This is a genomic window from Corallococcus sp. AS-1-12 (assembly GCF_020036995.1).
GTDB lineage: Bacteria > Myxococcota > Myxococcia > Myxococcales > Myxococcaceae > Corallococcus.
In genome coordinates this window covers 150,099-168,513 of sequence record NZ_JAIQDD010000005.1, presented here as the reverse complement: position 1 = coordinate 168,513, position 18,415 = coordinate 150,099, and the positions used below count along the sequence as shown (strand labels likewise).

Below are 18,415 nucleotides of genomic sequence, written 5' to 3'. Positions count from 1 at the left end.
TGTCAGGGGCTGGCGGCGGCGGCGGGCAGGGCCACCGGAAGGGGAGGGGACGGAAGCACCGCGACGGGCGCGGCCACGGGGGCGTCAGCATAGCCCAGCGCCAGCTCCCGCTGGATGACCTCCCACACGGCCCGGCGCGTGAGCAGCTCGCCGTGGGGCACCACGCCGGACAGCTCCACGTTGAAGACGTTGGGCTGGCCCTCCACGTCCAGCACGGACGAGGGGTAGCGCGCGATGACGTCGTCGCGCGAGTAGATGGACACCAGCCGCACGTGGCGCGGGAAGGCGCCCACGTTGAGCTCCTTGATGAAGCGCGACGTCGGGGTGAGCTGCCACATGCTGCGGCTGAACCAGCCCAGCGTCGCGCAGCCCAGGTAGGCCATGCGCGTGCCCTTGTGCGGGGTGCCCAGGGTGATGAGGCTCCTGACGCGCGTGTCCCCGCCCAGCCGCTTCACGTAGTACGTGCCGATGAGGCCGCCCTTGGAGTGGCCGATGATGGTGAGCGGCCCCATGCCCGGGTGGCGCTCGTAGAGCCGGTCCACCTTGCCCTGGACCTTGCGCGCCAGCTCGTCGATGCGGTGCGTGTTGAAGCGGTCCATGGTGCCGCCCAGGTGGATGGACCAGACGCAGTAGCCCTCGCGGCGCAGGCGGTGCTCCAGCACCTCCAGGACGCGGCGCGTGCTGAAGAAGCCGTGCAACAGGAGCACCGGCTTCTGGCAGCGCTTGAAGTCCGTGCGGCGCACGACCTGGTTGCCGCGTGGATCCAGATCCACGTAGCTGGCCAGGTACTTCAACTGGCACTTCAGCTTCCGGTACTGCAGCACGAACGGATTCATCCCCAGCCCCCGTCCTGGAACACGGAGCAAGCTAGGGAGCGGGTCTTCCCACGGCCTGGATCAGCGCCCGTCCGGTCAGGTGAAGTGTTGGAGAAAATTCATCAGTACCCGGTGCGCGTGCGGCGTCGGGGTGATGCCGGACAACAGCCGGGGGACGTATTCGCCCTCGGGGACGCCCTTCTCCTGGGCGAGCGCGTCCAGCTTGTCCTCGCGAGCGAGGATGACCGCGCGCATGGCGTCCGTGGGCATCTCCGGGTGGAACTGCACGCCGCGCACGTTGTTCCGGAACGCGAGCGCCTGGTTCGCGGTGTTGGCGTTGCCCGCGAGCACCGTCGCTCCTTCTGGCAGGCGCGCGACGATGTCCTCGTGGGTGGCCTGCACCGCGAAGCGCTCCGGCAGGCCGGTGAACAGCGGATCCGCGCGGCCCTCGGGTGAGAGCGCCACCTCCACGGTGCCCGTCTCGCGGCCGTTGGGGTTGCGTGTCACCTTGCCGCCGTAGGCCTCGGCGAGGAGTTGTTGGCCAAAGCACACGCCGAGCACGGGGATGCCCTGCTCGCCCGCCTCCACCATGAAGGCGCCCGCGCGCTCCATCCACGGCTCGCGCTGCGTCACCGACAGGGGCGAGCCCGTCATCATCACCGCGTCGTAGCCCTTCGCGTCCTTCGGCAGCGGCGCGCCCCGGTGCACGGGGAGGATGTCGAAGCGCTGACCGGACAGTCCAATGGTTTGCAGAAACCACCGCTCGTAGTCGCCCACGGAGAGCTGGACGGAGGTCGCCGCGTCGCCGGCTTTCAGCAGGAGGACGTTCTTCATGGGGGCAGCTTGCCGCGTCATGTCTCCATTCCTACCGTGTCCAGCCGTCCGTGTCCGGTGCCCGCCACTTCCAGGTCGCTCGCGCGCCGTGCTCACCCGAGGCCTCGTCATGACCGACGCTCGTTCGCTTACTCCCAAGCTCCCTGTCCTCAAGCTGCTCATCGACGGGCAGCAGGTGGACCCCGTTGAAGGCGGCACCTTCGCGGTGGTGAACCCCGCCACCGGCCAGAAGATCGCGGACGTGCCCGCGGGCACCGCCGCGGACGTGGACCGCGCGGTGAAGGCCGCGCGCCGCGCCTTCGAATCCGGGCCGTGGGGGAAGATGACCGGCCGCGAGCGCGGCAAGCTCATCCGCAAGCTGGCGGACCTGCTCTACGAGCGCCGCGAGGAGTTCGCGCTCGTCGAGTCGCTGAACAACGGCAAGACCTTCAAGGACGCCATCCGGGGTGACGTGGCGCCGGCAGCCGCGACGCTCGCGAACTTCGCGGACATGGCCAGCACCATCACGGGCGAGGTGCTGCCCGTGGACGGCCCCTTCCACACCTACGCGCTCAAGGAGCCGGTGGGCGTGGTGGGCGCCATCGTTCCGTGGAACTACCCCACGTGCATGCTGGGCTGGAAGCTGGGCCCCGCGCTGGCCGCCGGCTGCACGGTGGTGGTGAAGCCCTCCGAGTACACGCCGCTCACCGCGCTGAAGCTGGGCGCGCTGGCGCTGGAGGCGGGCTTCCCGCCCGGCGTCATCAACGTCATCACCGGCCTGGGCGACCCCGCGGGCGAGGCCATCGCGCGGCACCCGGACGTGGACAAGATCTCGTTCACCGGCTCCGGCCGCACCGCGCGCCGGCTGCTCCAGGCGTCCGCCGCGAGCAACCTGAAGAAGCTGACGCTGGAGCTGGGCGGCAAGAGCCCGCAGATCATCTTCCCGGACGCGGATTTCGACCGCGCGGTGGAGGCGTGCTTCTGGGGCATCTTCGGCAACAAGGGTGAGACCTGCAACGCGGGCAGCCGCGTGCTGGTGCATGAGAAGGCCTACGACGCCTTCGTCGCGAAGCTGGTGGAGAAGGCGCGCGCGATGAAGGTGGGCGACCCGCTGGACGCGACCACGGAGATGGGCGCGCTGGTGAGCCAGAAGCAGATGGACGTGGTGCTGGGCTACATCGAGAGCGGCAAGCAGCAGGGCGCGAAGCTGCTCTCGGGCGGTGGCCGCGACACGGAGGGTTTCAAGGCGAAGGGCTGCTTCGTGAAGCCCACCATCTTCGGCGACGTGAAGCCGGACATGAAGATCGCGCAGGAGGAGATCTTCGGCCCGGTGCTCAGTTGCCTGCGCTTCCGCGACGACGCGGAGGCCATCGCGATGGCGAACAGCACGCAGTACGGCCTGGCCGCGTCCATCTGGACGGGGGACGTCGCGAAGGCGCACGCGCTGGCGAAGCAGGTGAAGAGCGGCGTGGTGTGGATCAACTGCTTCAACGAGTTCGACGACGCTGCGCCCTTCGGTGGCTACAAGGAATCCGGCTGGGGCAAGGACCTGGGCCACCACGCGCTGGACGGCTACCTCCAGACGAAAGCCGTGTGGACGAAGCTGCCGTCTCCCTGACGCGCGCGTGCATTCCCCTCCATTCCACCGCTTCACCGCCGCATGACGAAGAAAAGGAAGGTCCGCATGGCGTCGCGTCCCAAGGCCAAGGTGCTCACCCATCCGGCGATGGCCCGCCGGGCCCGCGCGAAGGAGCGGAGCGAGGGAGGGCCGCGAGCGGTGTCCGGACAGCAGGGGGACATGGACGCCCTGCGCCGGTGGATGGACGAGAAGGGCGTCCGCAAGGTGAAGCTGGGCGCCATCGACGTGGATGGCGTCTTCCGCGGCAAGTACGTCTCGCTGGAGAAGTTCTACAGCGCCGCGAAGAGCAACATGGGCTTCTGCGACGTCGTCTTCGGCTGGGACCTGGGCGACGAGCTGCTGGACAACACGAAGGTGACGGGCTGGCACACGGGCTACCCGGACACGCCCGCGAAGGTGGACCTGTCCACCGCGCGCATCATCCCGTGGGAGCCGGACACCGCGGCCTTCCTGCTGGACTTCGTGAACCCGGACGGCACGCCCTTCGAGGCGAGCCCGCGCCAGCTCCTCCAGAAGATGGGGCAGCGCGCGCGCAAGCTGGGCTTCCTGCCCAAGTTCGGCGCGGAGTACGAGTTCTTCCTCTTCAAGGAGGGCCCGCAGAGCCTGCATGAGAAGGGCTTCAAGGACCTCACGCCGCTGACGCCGGGCATGTTCGGCTACTCGTGGCTGCGCACGTCCATGAACGCGCCGCTGGTGCACGCGCTCATCGACGGGTGCAACGCGTACGGGCTCAACATCGAGGGCTTCCACACGGAGACGGGCCCCGGCGTCTTCGAGGCCGCCATCCGCTACGACACGCTGGAGCTGGCGGCGGACCGCGCGGCGCTCTTCAAGACGGTGGTGAAGGAGATCTGCGCGAGGCACGGCGTGTCCGCGTGCTTCATGGCGAAGGTGGACCCGAAGCTGCCGGGCTGCTCCGGCCACGTGCACCAGTCGCTGTGGAACCTGAAGGACGAGGAGAACCTCTTCCACGACCCGTCGCAGAAGCACGGGATGAGCAAGCTGATGCGGCACTACATCGGCGGGCAGGTGGCGCTGATGCCGGAGCTGACGGCGCTCTACTGGCCCACCATCAACAGCTACAAGCGCAGCGTGGAGAACACCTGGGCGCCCACCACCGCGACGTGGGGCCTGGAGAACCGCACCTGCGCCATCCGCGTCATCGGTGACAGCGGCAAGTCCATGCGCATCGAGTACCGCCAACTGGGCGCGGACATGAACGCGTACATCGGCATGGCGGTGAGCCTGGCCGCGGGCCTGTGGGGCATCGAGAACGAAATCGAGCCGCCCGCGCCCGTGCTGTCCAACGCCTACGAGGCGAAGAACACGAAGCCGCTGCCCCGCAACCTGAAGGACGCGGTGGCGCTGCTCAAGAACAGCGAGCGCGCCCGCGAAATCCTGGGCGACGGCTTCGTGGACCATTTCGTGCGCACCCGCGAGTGGGAGGTGCGCCAGTACGAGCGGGCGGTCACCTCCTGGGAGCTGGAGCGCTACCTGGAGCTCATCTGATTTCGAAGGAGGACCGTTCATGAAGCCTTTCGACATTCCCTCGGAGCCGCGCGTCACGGAGATGGCGTGGCCCACGCGCATCGTGTTCGGCGCGGGCGCGCTCCAGAAGCTGCCCGCGCACGCGGCGCGGTTGAACATGAAGCGCCCGCTGCTGGTGACGGACGCGGGCGTGGTGAAGGCGGGGCTCGCCGCGCGCGTGACGGACGTGCTCAAGGGCGCGGGGCTGGACTGCGCGGTGTTCGACCGCGTGGAGCCCAACCCCACGGAGAAGGACGTGTTCGCGGGACTGGAGGCGTACCGCGCGCACAAGGCGGACGGCATCGTCGCCCTGGGCGGTGGCAGCGCGCTGGACGCGGGCAAGCTGGTGCAGTTGCTCACCACGCACGAGCCGCCGCTCAGCCGCTACGACGACGCGAAGGGCGGCGACCAGTACGTGCGCGACGACCTGCCGCCGCTCATCGCCATCCCGACGACGGCGGGCACGGGCTCCGAAGTGGGGCGCTCGGGCGTGGTGACGCTGGCGGACACGGGCCGCAAGACGGTCATCTTCAGCCCGCACCTGCTGCCGAAGGCGGCGGTCATCGACCCGGAGCTGACGCTGGGCCTGCCCCCGTCCGTCACGGCGGCCACGGGCATGGACGCGCTCACCCACTGCATCGAGGCGTATGTCGCCAATGGCTTCCACCCGCTCGCGGACGCGGTGGCCATCGACGGGGTGATGCGCGTGGGGCGCTCGCTGGTGACGGCGGTGAAGGAGGGCCGCGACCTGGCGGCGCGCACGGACATGATGGTGGCCGCGATGGAGGGCGCCATGGCCTTCCAGAAGGGCCTGGGCGCGAGCCACGCGCTGGCGCACGCGCTCACGCCCATCTCCCACGTGCCGCACGGTCTGGCGAACGCCATCGTCCTGCCCGCGGTGATGGAGTTCAACCGCGCGTCCTGCACGGCGCGGCTGGCGCGCATCGCCACGGCGCTGGGGGACACGACCCACGCGCGCGAGGAGGTGCTCGCGGCGAACGCCATCGACCGCGTGCGCAAGCTGGCGGCGGCCGTGGGGATCCCCACGCGGCTGCGCGACGCGGGCGTGCAGGAGAAGGACCTGGAGCACATCGCGCAGAAGGCGTTCCAGGACGCGTCCCACCAGGGCAATCCGCGCGCCGTGACGGAGGCGGACCTGCTGGCCATGGCCCGCGAGGCGTACTGAAAAGCGGCTTCACTCCGGCTTGATTTCAGAGTGTTTCAGCGGGGCCTCTTCCGAGGGAAACGGGAGGGGCCCCGTGCTTTTGGCGCGGTTGAATCGGGCAGGGACTCCTCCGTCAGAAGGTTCAGAACGCAGCAACAACGCGGCTCACGGAGGCAGGTCATGAAGACGATGCTCAAGAAGATGGTGGTGGCTGTGGCGCTCGTCGCGAGCTCCCCGGTGATGGCGGCGGACTTCCACGGCGCCTCTCCCTTCGTGAGCCGCCAGGACCAGGCCCGCATGGAGCGCGAGCGGCAGGAGCGGGAGCGCCTGGCGCGGCTGGAGCGGGAACGGCAGGAGCAGGCGCGGATGGAGCGCGAGCGTCAGGCCCGGCTGGAGCGCGAACGGCAGGAGCGCGAGCGTCAGGCCCGCATCGAGCGCGAGCGGCGGGAGCGCGAGCGTCAGGCCCGCATCGAGCGCGAGCGGCGGGAGCGGGAGCGCCTGGCCCGGATCGAGCGGGAGCGCAGGGAGCGGGAGCGCCTGGCGCGGCTGGAGCGCGAGCGGCAGGAGCGGGAGCGGCTGGCGCGGCGCGACTCGCACTACCGGGGCGGCTGGGTGAACTAGGCGACCATGGTGGCACCGCTTGAAGCAGCACGGAGGCCCGGGGGCGGAGATCCACCCTCGGGCCTCTTCGCGTCTGGAGCTCAGCGGGGGCCGGACTCCACGGTCCGCGTGCGGGCGCCGGCGTCGGGGGCCGTGCTTCCCGCGTCCGCGACGGCGGCGGTCTCCGGCGTGAACTCCAGCGTCTCCACGAAGATGTGCCCCGGCAGCCGCAGGTCCATGGCGGTGATGCGCTCGCGGTCGCGCAACTCGTAGAGCTGCCGAGCCACCCAGTTCGCCTGCACGGGTTCGTCGGTGAAGAAGACGTAGACGCGCACCTTCCCCTCCTGCACCGGCACGCGGAAGCGCGTGTTGGCGACGGGCTGGTTCGCGTCGCAGCGGATGGAGCGGTTCTCGCGGGTGAGCGTGAGCTGCCGGATGACGCCCTTCTCGGACATGGTGAAGAGCAGGCAGTAGGGGAGCTGTCCCTCGAAAGGGATGATCTCCATCGTCGCGGGGCCCGTGCGCTTCACCAGCGCACGCGTCACCTTCACGGGCTTCGCGTCGTCGCAGCTCACGGAGCCCGCGGCCAACGCCATCACCGTCAACAAGCCCGTCCAGCGCGTCACGTGTTCTTCCCAGGAAAGGTGGAATGCAGCGGCCGCGAGCCTACCCCTCCTGTCCGCGTCCGGAGCGGCTTCACTCGGACTTGATTTCGGAGTGTTTCAGCAGGGCCATCTTCCGATGGCGAGGTTGAATCGAGCAGGCGCTCCTCCGTCCGTAGGTTCAGAACGCAGCGACAACGCGGCTCACGGAGGCAGGTCATGAAGGCGATGCTCAAGAAGATGGTGGTGGCTGTGGCGCTCGTCGCGAGCTCCCCGGTGATGGCGGCGGACATCCACGCCGCCAGCCCCCTCGTGAGCCGCCAGGACCAGGCCCGCATGGAGCGCGAGCGGCAGGAGCGCGAGCGTCAGGCCCGGCTGGAGCGCGAGCGGCAGGAACGCGAGCGGCAGGCGCGGGAGCGGCAGGCGCGGTTGGAGCGGGAACGGCAGGAGCGCGAGCGGCAGGCGCGGCTGGAGCGGGAACGGCAGGAGCGCGAGCGCCTGGCCCGGCTGGAGCGCAGCCGCTACGGCGGTGGCTGGCTGAACTAGGCGGCCACGGTGGCACGGCTTGAAGCAGCACGGAGGCCCGGGGGCGGACATCCACCCTCGGGCCTCTTCGCGTCTGGCGCTCAGTTGGCCAGCGGCTCCATGGTCAGCGCGCGGGTGCCCGCGTCCTGGGCCGTGCCTCCGTCGGAGGTCACCACGCCGCCCGCGCCCACGATGCCGCCCGTCTGCTCCGGCTCGCCCGTCTCCGGCGTGAACTCCAGCGTCTCCACGAAGACGCGCCCCGGCAGCCGCAGGTCCATGGCCGTGACGCGCTCGCGGTCGCGCAGGTCGTAGAGCTGCTGCGCCACGGAGCCCGCAGGCACGCGCTCGTCGGAGAAGAAGATGTAGATGCGCACCTTCCCCTCCTGCACCGGCACGCGGAAGCTGGTGTTGGCGACGGGCCGGCCCGGGTCGCAGCGGATGGAGCGGTTCTCGCGCGTGAGCGTGAGCTGCCGGATGACGCCCTTCTCGGACATCGTGAAGAGCATGCAGTAGGGGAGCTGCCCCTCCACGGGGATGATCTCCATCGTGGCGGGGCCCGTGCGCTTCACCTGCGCGCGCGTCACCCTCGCGGGCGGCTTCGCGTCGTCACAGCCGACGAAGCCCACGCCCAGCGCCATCACCGTCAACAAGCCCGTCCAGCGCGTCATGTGTTCCTCCCCGGGAAGGTGGAATGGCCGACGGCCACGAGCCTACCCCGGCGCCACGCCTTTCCGTCCTGTCCGCTTTTCGTGGACGCCCGGGAGGCCGCCGAGTGCACGGTCGTGCACATGGCCCCCTGCGTCATGCTGGCCCGCTGCTACTCCGGGCGTTGGTAGACGATGACCTGCGGCGTTTCGTCCAGGTACAGCCCGGTGACGGGCGTGCGCGTGCCGAAGGCCTGCCACGTGAGGAACTCGTGCTCGCGGAACTCCTGGTGGTACTGGTACGCGACGATGTCCGCGTCGAACGGGCTGTTCACCGGCCGCACGTCCGGACGCAGCATGCCGTTGCGCTGGTAGTCGCGGAACGAGAAGCCGTTCACCTCGTGCAGGTAGATGCGCGCGCCCGGCTTCGCGTGTTCGTTGATCCACGGCAGCACGCCGGTGACGTGGCTGGACCAGAACTGCCGCTGCATCCCCAGCGTCGCCGCGCCCGGCAGCCCGCCCGCCAGCTCCGAGTACGCCGCCGTGCCGTACGGGAACACCCGCACCAGCCCCAGCAGCGCGGGCACCAGGAGCAGCGCGAACACCGGCACCGTCACCACCCACGGTGACACCGAGGGCCGCCGCGCCTTGAGCACCTCCCACAGCGCGAAGCACCCGCGCGCCACCGCCGCGCCCGCGAGGATGCCCAGGAAGGGCATGGACGGGAACCAGTGCTTCACGCCGCCGAAGTGCGGCACCTGCGGGTGGCTGATGATGAGGATGGACGTCACCGCGTTGACGCCCACCAGCGCCTCCGACGCGGTGGGCATCCGCACCCAGTCCCGCGTGCGCGCGCTCAGGCTCAGGAGCGCGCGGCCCACGAGCGCCACGAAGCCCGTCACCATGGGCGCGAAGAGGCTGGTGGGCACCGTCAGCGCCGTCTTCACCACCACGTAGCTGAGCGGGAAGGGCGGCCCGCGCATCAGCGTGCCCAGGTAGAACCAGGCGTAGTGGTTGTGCGTCGCGTGGAAGGCCAGGTACCACGCCGTGCGGTCCACCGGCGCGTGCCACAGGTAGGGCCAGTGCAGGTAGAAGAGGACCGGGCCCAGCACCGCCATGGCCGCCAGCGGCACCAGCGCCCGCGTCACCGGTGGGCTCACCCGCCCCAGGTCGCGCAGCAGCACCACGCTGCCCACCGCGAGCCCCACGAAGAACAGCGTGTGCGGGCTCAGGAGCAGGAACTTCTTCTGGAACCCGGCGGGCCCGCCCAGGAACACCACCAGCAGGCCGTACAGCACCGCCACCGCCGCGAACAGGCCCACGAAGCGGACGAGCCGCACGCGGGCCTCCGGGGCGCCCTCGCTCGCGTGCCACGCGCGCCACAGCGCGAACGGCGTCAGCACGAACGGCAGGAAGAGGGCGTTGTGCTTCGTGGCGATGGCCAGTCCGAACGCCACGCCGCACGCGACGCCCCAGCGGGTGCTCTCCAGCGCGCGCCAGAAGCAGTACACGACGAGCAGCCACATCGCGGCCACCGGCATGTCGAAGCACGCCAGCTCCGCGTTGAAGTACTGGCGCGGCACCAGCAGGAAGGAGAGGGCGGCGAACCACCCCGCGGTGCGGCCGTACAGCGCGCTGCCCAGGAGGAAGCACAGCGCGGGCACCAGCGCCGCCATCGCGAACGCGGGCAGCCGGTAGGCCGTCGCGTCGCGCAAGAGGCCCAGCGTGTCGTGGAAGAGCAGGTGGCTCAACCCGAACAGCGTCTTCATCAGCGCCGGGTGCTCGTGGTTGTAGTCCCACAGGCGCACGATGGCGCTGTCCGTGAACGCCTGCGCGGGCGAGTGCAACAGCAGCCGGAACCACTGCGAGTAGCCCTCCGCCGCGGCGAAGTAGACGCTCTCGTCGCGCGTGAAGCCCACGGCGGCTTCCGTGCTCCACAGCGCCGCGAACGCCAGCACCCACAGCGCCAGCGCCGTGAGCTTCTCCTCGCGCGTCGCGGGGCGTCCGGTGCCCAGCGCGCTCATGGCTTCACCCCCACCGCGGGCTCCAGCGCCATCACGTCCAGGCACACCTGCCGCGACTCCGCGTTGTCCGCCTGCGTCCAGACCTTCACCGTGCGCGGCGGCCCGGGCGGCAGCACCACCTCCGCCTTCTGCACGCCCTCGCGGCCCGGGGGAATGGGCACGTACATCAGCCGCTCGCCCGTGACCGCGTCATCCACGCCCACGTACGCGGTGGACAGGCGCGGGTCCTTGGAGTGCGCGAACTCGAAGATGATGCCGCCCTCCATCCGCAGCCCCATGCCGGAGGGCACGTTGGCGAACTCGGCCACCAGCCGCTGCGCGCCTCCGGGCGCGTGCATCCACAGGCAGTGCCGGGGCTCGTAGAAGATCTCGTGCCACTCCGGCGCCACGTACAGGTGCGGCGGGCCGGGGCAGCGGTGCACGCGCCCGTCGAAGGGGCAGTCCTTGCGCGAGCCGTCCGGCTGCTCCAGGTACACGCGCGCCGCGCTCGCGGACTCGCTCGCCACCCAGTGGCGCGGGCGGTAGCGGCCGTTCTCGTAGAGGCGCAGCGACAGCGGGCCCATGCGCGACCCGGGGCCCAGCGCCTTGCGGCCGGGGAGGAAGGCCGCTTCGAACGCGCCCACGTCGGAGCGGGGCAGCTCCGGCTGGCCCAGCACCCAGATGCGCGGGTGCGCGCTCAAGTCCGCGCCGTCCGACTCCAGCCACCCGTACACGGGCACGGAGGACGGCACGAAGAGGCGGGCGCGCTCGGTCCACCAGGGGAACAGCAGCACCGCGTCCCCGGGCCGCGCGTCGCGGGCCAGCACGTCCGCCACGGCGCGCTCATCCGCGTCCGTGGGCAGCCGGCCCGGGAGCCGCAACTGGAAGGCCAGGCACAGGAGCGCGACGAGCAGCAGGGCCCCCAGCTCCACCAGGGGCAGGGCGCGCAGGGCCTTAGGACTTGGCAAGACGGATCTTCTGCTCGCTCTTTTCGCGGCAGAAGGTGCAGAAGATGTGGTCGCCCTGGTTGAAGGACGGCGTCCAGGGTGGGTACATCGAGCAGCGCGGATCCAGGCAGTGGTGCAGCTCCCAGAGCGTGCCCAACTGGTGCAGCGCGTGCCGCGCGATGGGCTTGAAGTCCTTCTCCAGGTCCTTGAACGGCGCGATGGAGAGGATGGCGCGGTCCTTGCCGTACCTCGCGAAGCCCGACGTGGGCGCCTTGCCGCTGGGCAGGTCCCGGTCCTTCAGCTTGCGCGAGGTGAGCAGCAGCACCTTGTCGTCCTTGTAGGCCCGGATGCCCTTCACCTCATCGAGCAGCTTCTCCGCGTCCAGGGGCTCGGACATGCCCGCGGGCACTTCCGCGGAGCCGCTGTGCTCGCTGCCCACGCCGAAGGCCGTGTAGAGCGTGCGGTTGAACTTGGCGAGCTGCTTGTCGTCGAAGGGGTCCAGCGTCACGACGCGAATCACGGGGCGTCACCTCGGCGGGAAGGCCCTCGCGGCGTGCCGGGCGCGCTGGGACGCGCGCCGCGGGCGGCCGGGAGGGCCGTGGGGTTCACTCGTCCTCGGGCGGCTTCGCCTTGGGAGGACGGCCACGCTTCTTGGGCGCGGCGGGCTCCGCGGGCGCGGCGCCTTCGGGCGGCTTCGCCTTGGGCGGACGGCCGCGCTTCTTCGGGGCGGCGGGTTCGGCACCCTCCGCCACCTCCGGCTTCGGCTTGGGCGGACGGCCGCGCTTCTTCGGGGCGGCGGGCTCCGCGCCCTCGGCCGGCTTGGCCTTGGGCGGACGGCCGCGCTTCTTGGGGGCGTCCTCGGCCCCCTCCTCGCCGCCTTCCTCCTCGCCACCCTCCTCGGAGGACTCCTCCTCGGACTCGGACTGCGGCTCCTCGTCCGAGGGCAGGTCCAGCTCTCCGCCCTCCAGACCCATGAGGTCGCCGTCCAGGTCCATGTCGTCCTCGTCGCCACCGGGCCGCGCGAACTCCGCGGCGGTGCGCTTGGGACGCTCCTTCCCGGGCGGGAAGAGGACGATGTCGATGGAGTCCTCGGCGTTGGCCTCGGCGGTGCCCAGCGCGGCGGCGACCTCCGACACCAGCAGGTGCCGGGCGTTGTCGTAGAGCTCGCGCTCCTTGGTGGGCAACGGCCGCAGCTCGCTGAGGACCTGGAGGCCCTTGACGACCTCCGCCAGCCCCAGGATTCCGCCCTGGGTCATGCGGTCCAGGTTGGTGCGCGCGCGCTGCTTCCAGTCCAGGTCCGCCTTGTCGCTGTCCGAGCGGAGGAACGCGTAGATCTCCTCCACGTCAGCGGGACTGGCCACCTTGCGGACGCCAATGGAGACAATCTTTCCCTGCGGCACCATCACGACCGCGCCGTCTTCCTCCCGGCGCATGGTGACGAAGGTGAGGCTCTGGCCCGCCACCTCCTTCACGTCGATGGCGGCGACGCGGCAGACCCCCTGGTTGGGGTAGACGACCCGGTCTCCAACCTGGAGCTGGAGTGCAGCGGACCCTTCTGGCATGGCCCCCTCGTGGGCGGGTGTGATGAGCACCGAAGCGAGCGCCGGTCGTAGCACCGTGCCCCGCCGGATGCCACGAGATTACCGGGGAAGCGGTGTCGTCCGGTGGGCATTGCGCTGCGCTTCCAACAGCTTGGCCATGACCTCGTGCGCCCGCGAGTCCAGGACCGCGTCGATCTGGGCGTCGGTCGGCCCCTCGTCCACCGTGCTTCCGGGCCGCGCGTCCACGCGGGTGGAAAGTCCCACTGTCGCCATCACCGCGAACCCCAGGGCCAGCACCGCCAGCAGCTTCTTCATGAGCGTCCTCCGTGGCGGCCCAGGGTAGGGGCGGCCTCCGGATGATCAATTTTTCGGCTACAGGCTGGCGGTGCCCTGTAGCGGCCCGTCGCGCGCGCTACTGGTGCAGCGGCGCCACCGGCGTCACCTCCAGCGTGAGGCCGCCGGAGTTGTCGTGGACGTCGTCGTCCGGGAACGCGAGCCGCAGCCAGCTCGCGCCGCGCATCACCGTGGGCTGGTTGACCTCCAGCACCTCCAGCGTGCCCGGGGCCACGGCCGGGGACGGCCCCGCGCCGTGCAGCGCGAGCACGCCGTCCACCGCGCCGCCGCCGAAGCCGCGCGTGCGCGCCGGCTCCCCGGACGAGCGCACGACGACGCGGTAGGTGGTGGACGGATCCAGCTCCCGCAGGGTGAAGCCGTCATGGGGGGACAGCGAGACGGCGTGCCGGCGCGCGTCCAGGAGCAGGGTGGTGATGGCGCCGCTCGCCTGCTCGCGCACGTGCACCTGGAGCGCGCCGCGGTTGTCGTCGGGGCGGTCGTCCCAGAGGAACACGTAGAGGACGGAGGCGTCGCGCACCAGCACCTCGTCGGCGCCCACCAGGCCGAAGCTGTCGCGCGCGGCCAGCGCCGTGCCGCCCTCCAGGAAGTACACGGCCTGGGCGACCGGCAGCGGGCCGCCCACCGACACGCGGCCCTCCACGCGCAGGCCATAGGCGCGGGTGGGGTCCAACCGCAGGCGCGCCGCCTGGGACGAGGGCACGCGCAGGGCGTGCGCCGCCGGACTGAGCGCGAACGGGCCGCCGGAGGAGTAGCGGGCGATGGACGCGGGCGTCTCGGCCGGACCCGCGGGGGGCAGGGCGCGCGCCGTGGCCGCATGCTTCGGGGCGAGCCGCGCGTGGACCGCCAGCGTGGTGCCGCGCTCGGCGTGGATGCGCTGGCTGAAGGGCACCATGCCCGGCAGCAGCACCTCCAGCACGTGGTCGCGGTCCGACGGCAGTTGGGTGATGAGCGTGGGCGTCGTCTCCACCAGCGTCCGGCCGTTCACGCGGATGGTGGCGCCCGCGGGCGAGGAGCTGAGCTCCACCGCGAACGTGTTGGAGCCGCCCATCATCAGCCCCAGCCACGTGGCCACGAGCGCCGCCACCGCCACCGGCGCGCCGCGCACCGCCCAGCCTCGCAGGGAGCGGTGCCACGCGGGCGGCGGCTCGGGAGGCATCGCCTGCGGGGGCAGGGGCTGCGTCGTCAGGTCGCCCCGGGGCTCGCGGGGCTCCCCCCCGGGCTCGGAGACGTGGCGGGGAACCTCCGGAGGCGTGGCGATGGGCGGCGGCTCGGCGACGCCGCTCCAGCGGCCCACCCGCGCGATGAACTCGCGCGGCAACTGCACCGGGCGGCCGGCCTCCACGAGCTCCGGCTCGAAGAGGTAGCCCATGAAGTGCCCCAGGTCGCTGGCGGACACGTCCGGCGCGGTGACGTGGAGCTGGCGCGCCAGCGCCTCCGCGAAGGCCTGCGCGGTGGGGTAGCGCTGCTCCGGGCTCGTGGCCATCGCGGTGAGCAGGATGCGCTCCAGCGCGGCCGGGATGTTCGGCGTCCACTCGCGCGGGCGGGCGAAGTCGCCCTGGGCAATCTTCCGCAGCACGTCCTGGAGCGAGCCCTCGAAGGGGCGCCGCCCGCAGAGCATCTCGTAGAGGACCGTGCCCGCGGCGAACACGTCCGTGCGCGCGTCCAGCGCCTCGCCGCGCGCCTGCTCCGGCGCGAAGTAGACGTACTTGCCCTTCGCTGGATCCACCTTGGTGTCGGAGCGCCCGGCGAGCCGCGCCCGCGCGATGCCGAAGTCCACCAGCTTCACCTGCCCCTCGAAGGAGAGGAGCACGTTCTGCGGGCTCACGTCCCGGTGGACGATGTGCAGCGGGCGGCCGTTGTCATCCAGCCGCGTGTGCGCGTACGCCAGCCCCCGCAGCATGTCGATGGCCACCAGCACCGCCAGCGGCGGCGGCAGCGCGGGCAGCCCCTTCTCCCTCGCGCGGCGCAGCACGCGGGAGAGCGGATGGCCGTCCACCCACTCCATCGCGAGGAAGTACTCGCCCTCCACCTCCCCGAAGTCGAAGATCTGCGCGATGTTGCCGTGCGACAGCCCCAGCGCGATGCGCGCCTCGTTGATGAACATGGACACGAACGCGCTGTCGTCCGCGTAGCCGGGGAGGATCTTCTTGATGACCACCGGCTTCGTCACGCCCGCCACCGCCGTCATCCGGGCGCGGTAGATCTCCGCCATGCCGCCCGTCGCGATGCGCTCGAGCAGCTTGTACTTGCCGAACTGGAAGCCGGCGGAAGGCGGCACGTTCGAATCGGCTCCGGTGGAGGGGAGTCCTTCGCAAAAACCGCGAGACGCTATCATGAGGCCATTCAGACGCTCCGGGTGGAATATTCCGCTACGCTCGCCAGCCCGTTCCTGTAACCCTGCATTCTTCCTCTTGGTGTGGAGCAGCCTCACATGGGGTGGTTGCCGGGAGTCTCCGCCCGCCGGACCCGCACGCGCGGTGGCCCAAATGCCCTCACTCGCCGTGGATGCGGGGGCCCCTTCAACCGCTCCCGTGGACGCGGGCACCTGGGCGGACGCGACCGTCACGGCCGTGGCCGCGCCTGTCTGGGGCGAGCCCCTTCCGGACGACGTCCTGCGCCTGGAGCTGTCGGGAGAGCAGGTGCTCCTGGGCGCGGAGGCCTTCACTCCGGCCCGGGCTCCGGACTCGGCCCGGCTCGCGGAGCGGGTGCGGGGCAGGGACGTGCTCATTGCCGTAGGGGACGTGGACACGTTCCTCGCGCAGGTGTCGGACGCGCTGGCGGTGCTCCGGACGCAGGCGGACGGGGTATGGCTCCAGCACCCGGACGCGCCGGTGGCCTACCGGGTGGTGCTGCGCGACGAGCAGGGCTTCCGGGCGTGGCTGGAGGAGGTGGCGCCCGGCAAGCTGCGCGTCATCCAGCGCGCGGACGGCTTCGAGCTGACCACCAGCGTGGGCAAGCTGCCGGGGCCGGACCGCAACGGCCCGTCCGTGCCGGTGCGTGGCGGGCGCCAGGACATCGCGACGCTGCGGCGGGAGCTGGCCCGGCTGAAGACGCGCTTCACCACTTCGGATGACCTGTGCCTCGTCCCGTCGTTCGGCACGGAGGTGGTGCAGGTGGCGCGGGCGCTCGGCGGCACGTACGTCGCGCCGCGGGAGGGGCTCTTCGACACGCTCTGCCTCGTGTACCCCACGCCCCGCGCCGCTCCGGACGCGGATTCCCCGTAGGACGGGGGCCCTGAAGCCTCCCGCCTGGCGGGCGGGCACGCACCCCGGGTGGAGTCCCGGGTCGCATTGAGGCGGTGGGGCCTCGCCGCTACTACCGGTGACGTGGCGCGCGCCCTAATGTGCCGCGCGCCTTTTTCCCGAAGGCTTCGGAGGGACATGCTCCCTCCCCGGAGGTCGTCGATGGTCGCCGCAACCGAGCCCGCTTCCCGCCCCCAGGATGTCCTCGCCGGGGGCACCTTCCTCTTCCAGGAGGTGGGCTCCACCCGCATCCTCACGCCCGAGACGTTCTCCGAGGAGCAGCGGCTCTTCTTCAAGACGGCGCTCCAGTTCTGCCGCGAGCAGGTGCTGCCCCAGGCCGAGCGCATCGAGGGCAAGGACAACGCGCTCCTGCGCGACCTGCTGCGCCGCGCGGGCGAGCTGGGCCTCCTGAGCGTGGACATCGCGGAGACCTACGGCGGCACGGGCCTGGACAAGACGACGTCGCTGCTGCTGGCGGAGGCCATGAGCCTTTTGGGCTCCTGGTCGGTGACGTCCAGCGCGCACACCGGCATCGGCTCGCTGCCCATCGTGTGGTTCGGCAACGAGGCGCAGAAGGCGAAGTACCTGCCCAGGCTCGCCTCGGGTGAGTGGGTGGCGGCGTACGCGCTGACGGAGCAGGGCAGCGGCAGCGACGCGCGCGGGGCGAAGACGAAGGCGGTGAAGTCCGCGGACGGCAAGCACTACGTCCTCAACGGCTCCAAGCTCTACATCACCAACGCGGCCTTCGCGGACGTGTTCGTCGTCTTCGCGCAGGTGGACGGCGACAAGTTCACCGGCTTCATCGTGGAGAAGGACACCCCGGGCCTCACCGTGGGCCCGGAGGAGCACAAGATGGGCATCCGCGGCTCGTCCACGTGCCCGCTCTACTTCGAGGACGCGCAGGTGCCCGTGGAGAACCTGCTGGGCGAGCTGGGCAAGGGCCACCGCATCGCCTTCAACATCCTCAACTACGGCCGCCTGAAGCTGGGCGCGGGCGTCATCGGGAGCATGAAGCTGCAACTGCAGAGCGCGCTGCGCTTCGCCCAGGAGCGCAAGCAGTTCAAGGCGCCCATCGCCACCTTCCCGCTCATCCGCGAGAAGCTCGCGCGCATGGCCACGCTCGTCTACGCGGTGGAGAGCATGACGTACCGCACGGCGGGGCTGGTGGACGGGCGCCTCGCGTCCAAGGAGCGCTCGGACGCGGACTACGACGCGCACGTCATCGCCGCCATGGAGGAGTTCGCCACCGAGGCCTCCATCATGAAGGTCTTCGGCTCGGAGGCCATCGGCTTCCTGGTGGACGACGCGGTGCAGGTGCACGGCGGCGCCGGCTACATCGAGGAGTACCCGGTGGAGCGCGCCTACCGCGACGCGCGCATCAACCGCATCTTCGAGGGCACCAACGAAATCAACCGGATGCTCATCACCGGCATGCTGCTCAAGCGCGCCGTGAAGGGCGACCTGCCGCTGTTCGCGCAGGCGCGCGCCGTGGCGGAGGAGCTGGGCCGCGGCGAGCGCCCCCGCGCGGGCCGCCAGGACGCGCTCGCCAACGAGGAGATCGCCGCCGAGTGCGCCAAGCACCTGGCCATCCACGGCATGCGCCTGGCCGCGGAGACGTTCGGCACGGAGCTGGACAAGCACCAGGAGGTCATGGCCGCGCTGGCGGACGTGGTGATGGACGCGTACGCGCTGGACTCCATGGTGACGCGCACCCGTCAGGCCGCCACCGGCGGCGTGCAGGACCCGGTGCGCGTGGCGCTGGTGCGGCTGTACGCGATGGAGTCCACCGCCCGCGCCTTCGAGCGCACCCGCCGCGCGCTCTGCGCCACGCTCAAGGGGGACGCGCTCTCGCTGGAGCTCAAGCGCCTGTCCGCGTTGGACGCCTTCACGCCGTATGATCCGGCGGAGCTGCGCGAGGCCGTCGTCGCGGGCCTGGAAGAGGCCGGCGGCTACCCGTACAACCCGCTGTAACCGGCGGGACCGCGCGGGTGCCCTGCA

The 18,415-nt window shown here is 71.1% G+C and carries 17 protein-coding genes; 7 read left to right on the top strand and 10 right to left on the bottom strand.

Annotation, left to right across the window (positions count from 1 at the left end):
• Positions 1-2 precede the first annotated feature (2 nt).
• Positions 3-836, bottom strand: coding sequence for a triacylglycerol lipase (locus K8556_RS10355; RefSeq protein WP_223739875.1), 834 nt, complete (start codon positions 834-836; stop codon positions 3-5).
• Positions 837-911: 75 nt separating this feature from the next.
• Positions 912-1,649 (bottom strand): glutamine amidotransferase, encoded by a 738-nt coding sequence (locus tag K8556_RS10350; RefSeq protein ID WP_223739874.1) that lies wholly within the window; start codon positions 1,647-1,649, stop codon positions 912-914.
• A 109-nt stretch (positions 1,650-1,758) separates the two neighbouring features.
• Here K8556_RS10350 and K8556_RS10345 point away from each other — a divergent pair, with 109 nt between their 5' ends.
• From K8556_RS10345 to K8556_RS10330, 4 genes are all read left to right on the top strand, one after another.
• Entirely contained in the window at positions 1,759-3,246 is a 1,488-nt protein-coding gene (locus K8556_RS10345; protein ID WP_223739873.1) for an aldehyde dehydrogenase family protein, read from the top strand.
• Positions 3,247-3,312: 66 nt separating this feature from the next.
• Entirely contained in the window at positions 3,313-4,776 is a 1,464-nt protein-coding gene (locus K8556_RS10340) for a glutamine synthetase family protein (protein ID WP_223739872.1), read from the top strand.
• A 19-nt stretch (positions 4,777-4,795) separates the two neighbouring features.
• Positions 4,796-5,980, top strand: a complete 1,185-nt coding sequence (locus K8556_RS10335; RefSeq protein WP_223739871.1) for an iron-containing alcohol dehydrogenase — start codon at positions 4,796-4,798, stop codon at positions 5,978-5,980.
• Between the two features lie 159 nt (positions 5,981-6,139).
• On the top strand, positions 6,140-6,580 hold the full coding sequence (locus K8556_RS10330) for an ATP-dependent DNA helicase (RefSeq protein WP_223739870.1): 441 nt from the start codon (positions 6,140-6,142) through the stop codon (positions 6,578-6,580).
• Between the two features lie 80 nt (positions 6,581-6,660).
• Here the strand turns inward: K8556_RS10330 and K8556_RS10325 are convergent, their stop codons facing one another.
• Positions 6,661-7,185 (bottom strand): hypothetical protein, encoded by a 525-nt coding sequence (locus K8556_RS10325; RefSeq protein WP_223739869.1) that lies wholly within the window; start codon positions 7,183-7,185, stop codon positions 6,661-6,663.
• A gap of 195 nt (positions 7,186-7,380) precedes the next feature.
• Here K8556_RS10325 and K8556_RS10320 point away from each other — a divergent pair, with 195 nt between their 5' ends.
• Positions 7,381-7,707: an ATP-dependent DNA helicase gene (locus K8556_RS10320; protein ID WP_223739868.1), complete on the top strand. Its 327-nt coding sequence runs from the start codon at positions 7,381-7,383 to the stop codon at positions 7,705-7,707.
• An 80-nt stretch (positions 7,708-7,787) separates the two neighbouring features.
• On the opposite strand, the gene K8556_RS10315 is transcribed toward K8556_RS10320, so the two are convergent.
• From K8556_RS10315 to K8556_RS10285, 7 genes are all read right to left on the bottom strand, one after another.
• On the bottom strand, positions 7,788-8,354 hold the full coding sequence (locus tag K8556_RS10315; RefSeq protein ID WP_223739867.1) for a hypothetical protein: 567 nt from the start codon (positions 8,352-8,354) through the stop codon (positions 7,788-7,790).
• A 149-nt stretch (positions 8,355-8,503) separates the two neighbouring features.
• Positions 8,504-10,354 (bottom strand): glycosyltransferase family 39 protein, encoded by a 1,851-nt coding sequence (locus tag K8556_RS10310; RefSeq protein WP_223739866.1) that lies wholly within the window; start codon positions 10,352-10,354, stop codon positions 8,504-8,506.
• Entirely contained in the window at positions 10,351-11,301 is a 951-nt protein-coding gene (locus K8556_RS10305) for a hypothetical protein (protein WP_223739865.1), read from the bottom strand. Before K8556_RS10305 ends, K8556_RS10310 begins: the two co-directional genes overlap by 4 nt.
• The gene (locus K8556_RS10300) at positions 11,288-11,800 is read right to left on the bottom strand and encodes a hypothetical protein (RefSeq protein WP_121752279.1); all 513 of its coding nucleotides are present in this window, start codon (positions 11,798-11,800) and stop codon (positions 11,288-11,290) included. The genes K8556_RS10305 and K8556_RS10300 overlap by 14 nt, the downstream gene beginning before the upstream one ends.
• Positions 11,801-11,885: 85 nt before the next feature.
• On the bottom strand, positions 11,886-12,842 hold the full coding sequence (locus K8556_RS10295; protein WP_223739864.1) for a CarD family transcriptional regulator: 957 nt from the start codon (positions 12,840-12,842) through the stop codon (positions 11,886-11,888).
• A 78-nt stretch (positions 12,843-12,920) separates the two neighbouring features.
• The gene (locus tag K8556_RS10290) at positions 12,921-13,136 is read right to left on the bottom strand and encodes a hypothetical protein (protein ID WP_223739863.1); all 216 of its coding nucleotides are present in this window, start codon (positions 13,134-13,136) and stop codon (positions 12,921-12,923) included.
• Positions 13,137-13,233: 97 nt separating this feature from the next.
• Positions 13,234-15,453 carry a serine/threonine-protein kinase gene (locus K8556_RS10285; protein ID WP_223739862.1) on the bottom strand — a complete coding sequence of 740 codons (2,220 nt, stop codon included), beginning with the start codon at positions 15,451-15,453 and terminating at the stop codon, positions 13,234-13,236.
• Between the two features lie 208 nt (positions 15,454-15,661).
• Between K8556_RS10285 and K8556_RS10280 the strand changes: the two genes are divergently transcribed.
• Together K8556_RS10280 and K8556_RS10275 are read left to right on the top strand one after the other, a co-directional pair.
• Positions 15,662-16,399 carry a hypothetical protein gene (locus K8556_RS10280; RefSeq protein WP_223739861.1) on the top strand — a complete coding sequence of 246 codons (738 nt, stop codon included), beginning with the start codon at positions 15,662-15,664 and terminating at the stop codon, positions 16,397-16,399.
• A gap of 180 nt (positions 16,400-16,579) precedes the next feature.
• Positions 16,580-18,388 (top strand): acyl-CoA dehydrogenase family protein, encoded by a 1,809-nt coding sequence (locus tag K8556_RS10275; RefSeq protein ID WP_223739860.1) that lies wholly within the window; start codon positions 16,580-16,582, stop codon positions 18,386-18,388.
• The last annotated feature ends 27 nt before the right edge of the window (positions 18,389-18,415 follow it).

What these genes read in the sequence shown, in the direction of transcription:
- K8556_RS10275 (WP_223739860.1), top strand. Translation starts at nt 16,580, where the DNA reads ATGGTCGCCGCAACCGAGCCCGCTTCCCGCCCCCAGGATGTCCTCGCC.
- K8556_RS10290 (WP_223739863.1), bottom strand. Translation starts at nt 13,136, where the DNA reads ATGAAGAAGCTGCTGGCGGTGCTGGCCCTGGGGTTCGCGGTGATGGCG.
- K8556_RS10340 (WP_223739872.1), top strand. Translation starts at nt 3,313, where the DNA reads ATGGCGTCGCGTCCCAAGGCCAAGGTGCTCACCCATCCGGCGATGGCC.
- K8556_RS10330 (WP_223739870.1), top strand. Translation starts at nt 6,140, where the DNA reads ATGAAGACGATGCTCAAGAAGATGGTGGTGGCTGTGGCGCTCGTCGCG.
- K8556_RS10355 (WP_223739875.1), bottom strand. Translation starts at nt 836, where the DNA reads ATGAATCCGTTCGTGCTGCAGTACCGGAAGCTGAAGTGCCAGTTGAAG.
- K8556_RS10295 (WP_223739864.1), bottom strand. Translation starts at nt 12,842, where the DNA reads ATGCCAGAAGGGTCCGCTGCACTCCAGCTCCAGGTTGGAGACCGGGTC.
- K8556_RS10345 (WP_223739873.1), top strand. Translation starts at nt 1,759, where the DNA reads ATGACCGACGCTCGTTCGCTTACTCCCAAGCTCCCTGTCCTCAAGCTG.
- K8556_RS10315 (WP_223739867.1), bottom strand. Translation starts at nt 8,354, where the DNA reads ATGACGCGCTGGACGGGCTTGTTGACGGTGATGGCGCTGGGCGTGGGC.
- K8556_RS10280 (WP_223739861.1), top strand. Translation starts at nt 15,662, where the DNA reads ATGCCCTCACTCGCCGTGGATGCGGGGGCCCCTTCAACCGCTCCCGTG.
- K8556_RS10320 (WP_223739868.1), top strand. Translation starts at nt 7,381, where the DNA reads ATGAAGGCGATGCTCAAGAAGATGGTGGTGGCTGTGGCGCTCGTCGCG.
- K8556_RS10310 (WP_223739866.1), bottom strand. Translation starts at nt 10,354, where the DNA reads ATGAGCGCGCTGGGCACCGGACGCCCCGCGACGCGCGAGGAGAAGCTC.
- K8556_RS10335 (WP_223739871.1), top strand. Translation starts at nt 4,796, where the DNA reads ATGAAGCCTTTCGACATTCCCTCGGAGCCGCGCGTCACGGAGATGGCG.
- K8556_RS10350 (WP_223739874.1), bottom strand. Translation starts at nt 1,649, where the DNA reads ATGAAGAACGTCCTCCTGCTGAAAGCCGGCGACGCGGCGACCTCCGTC.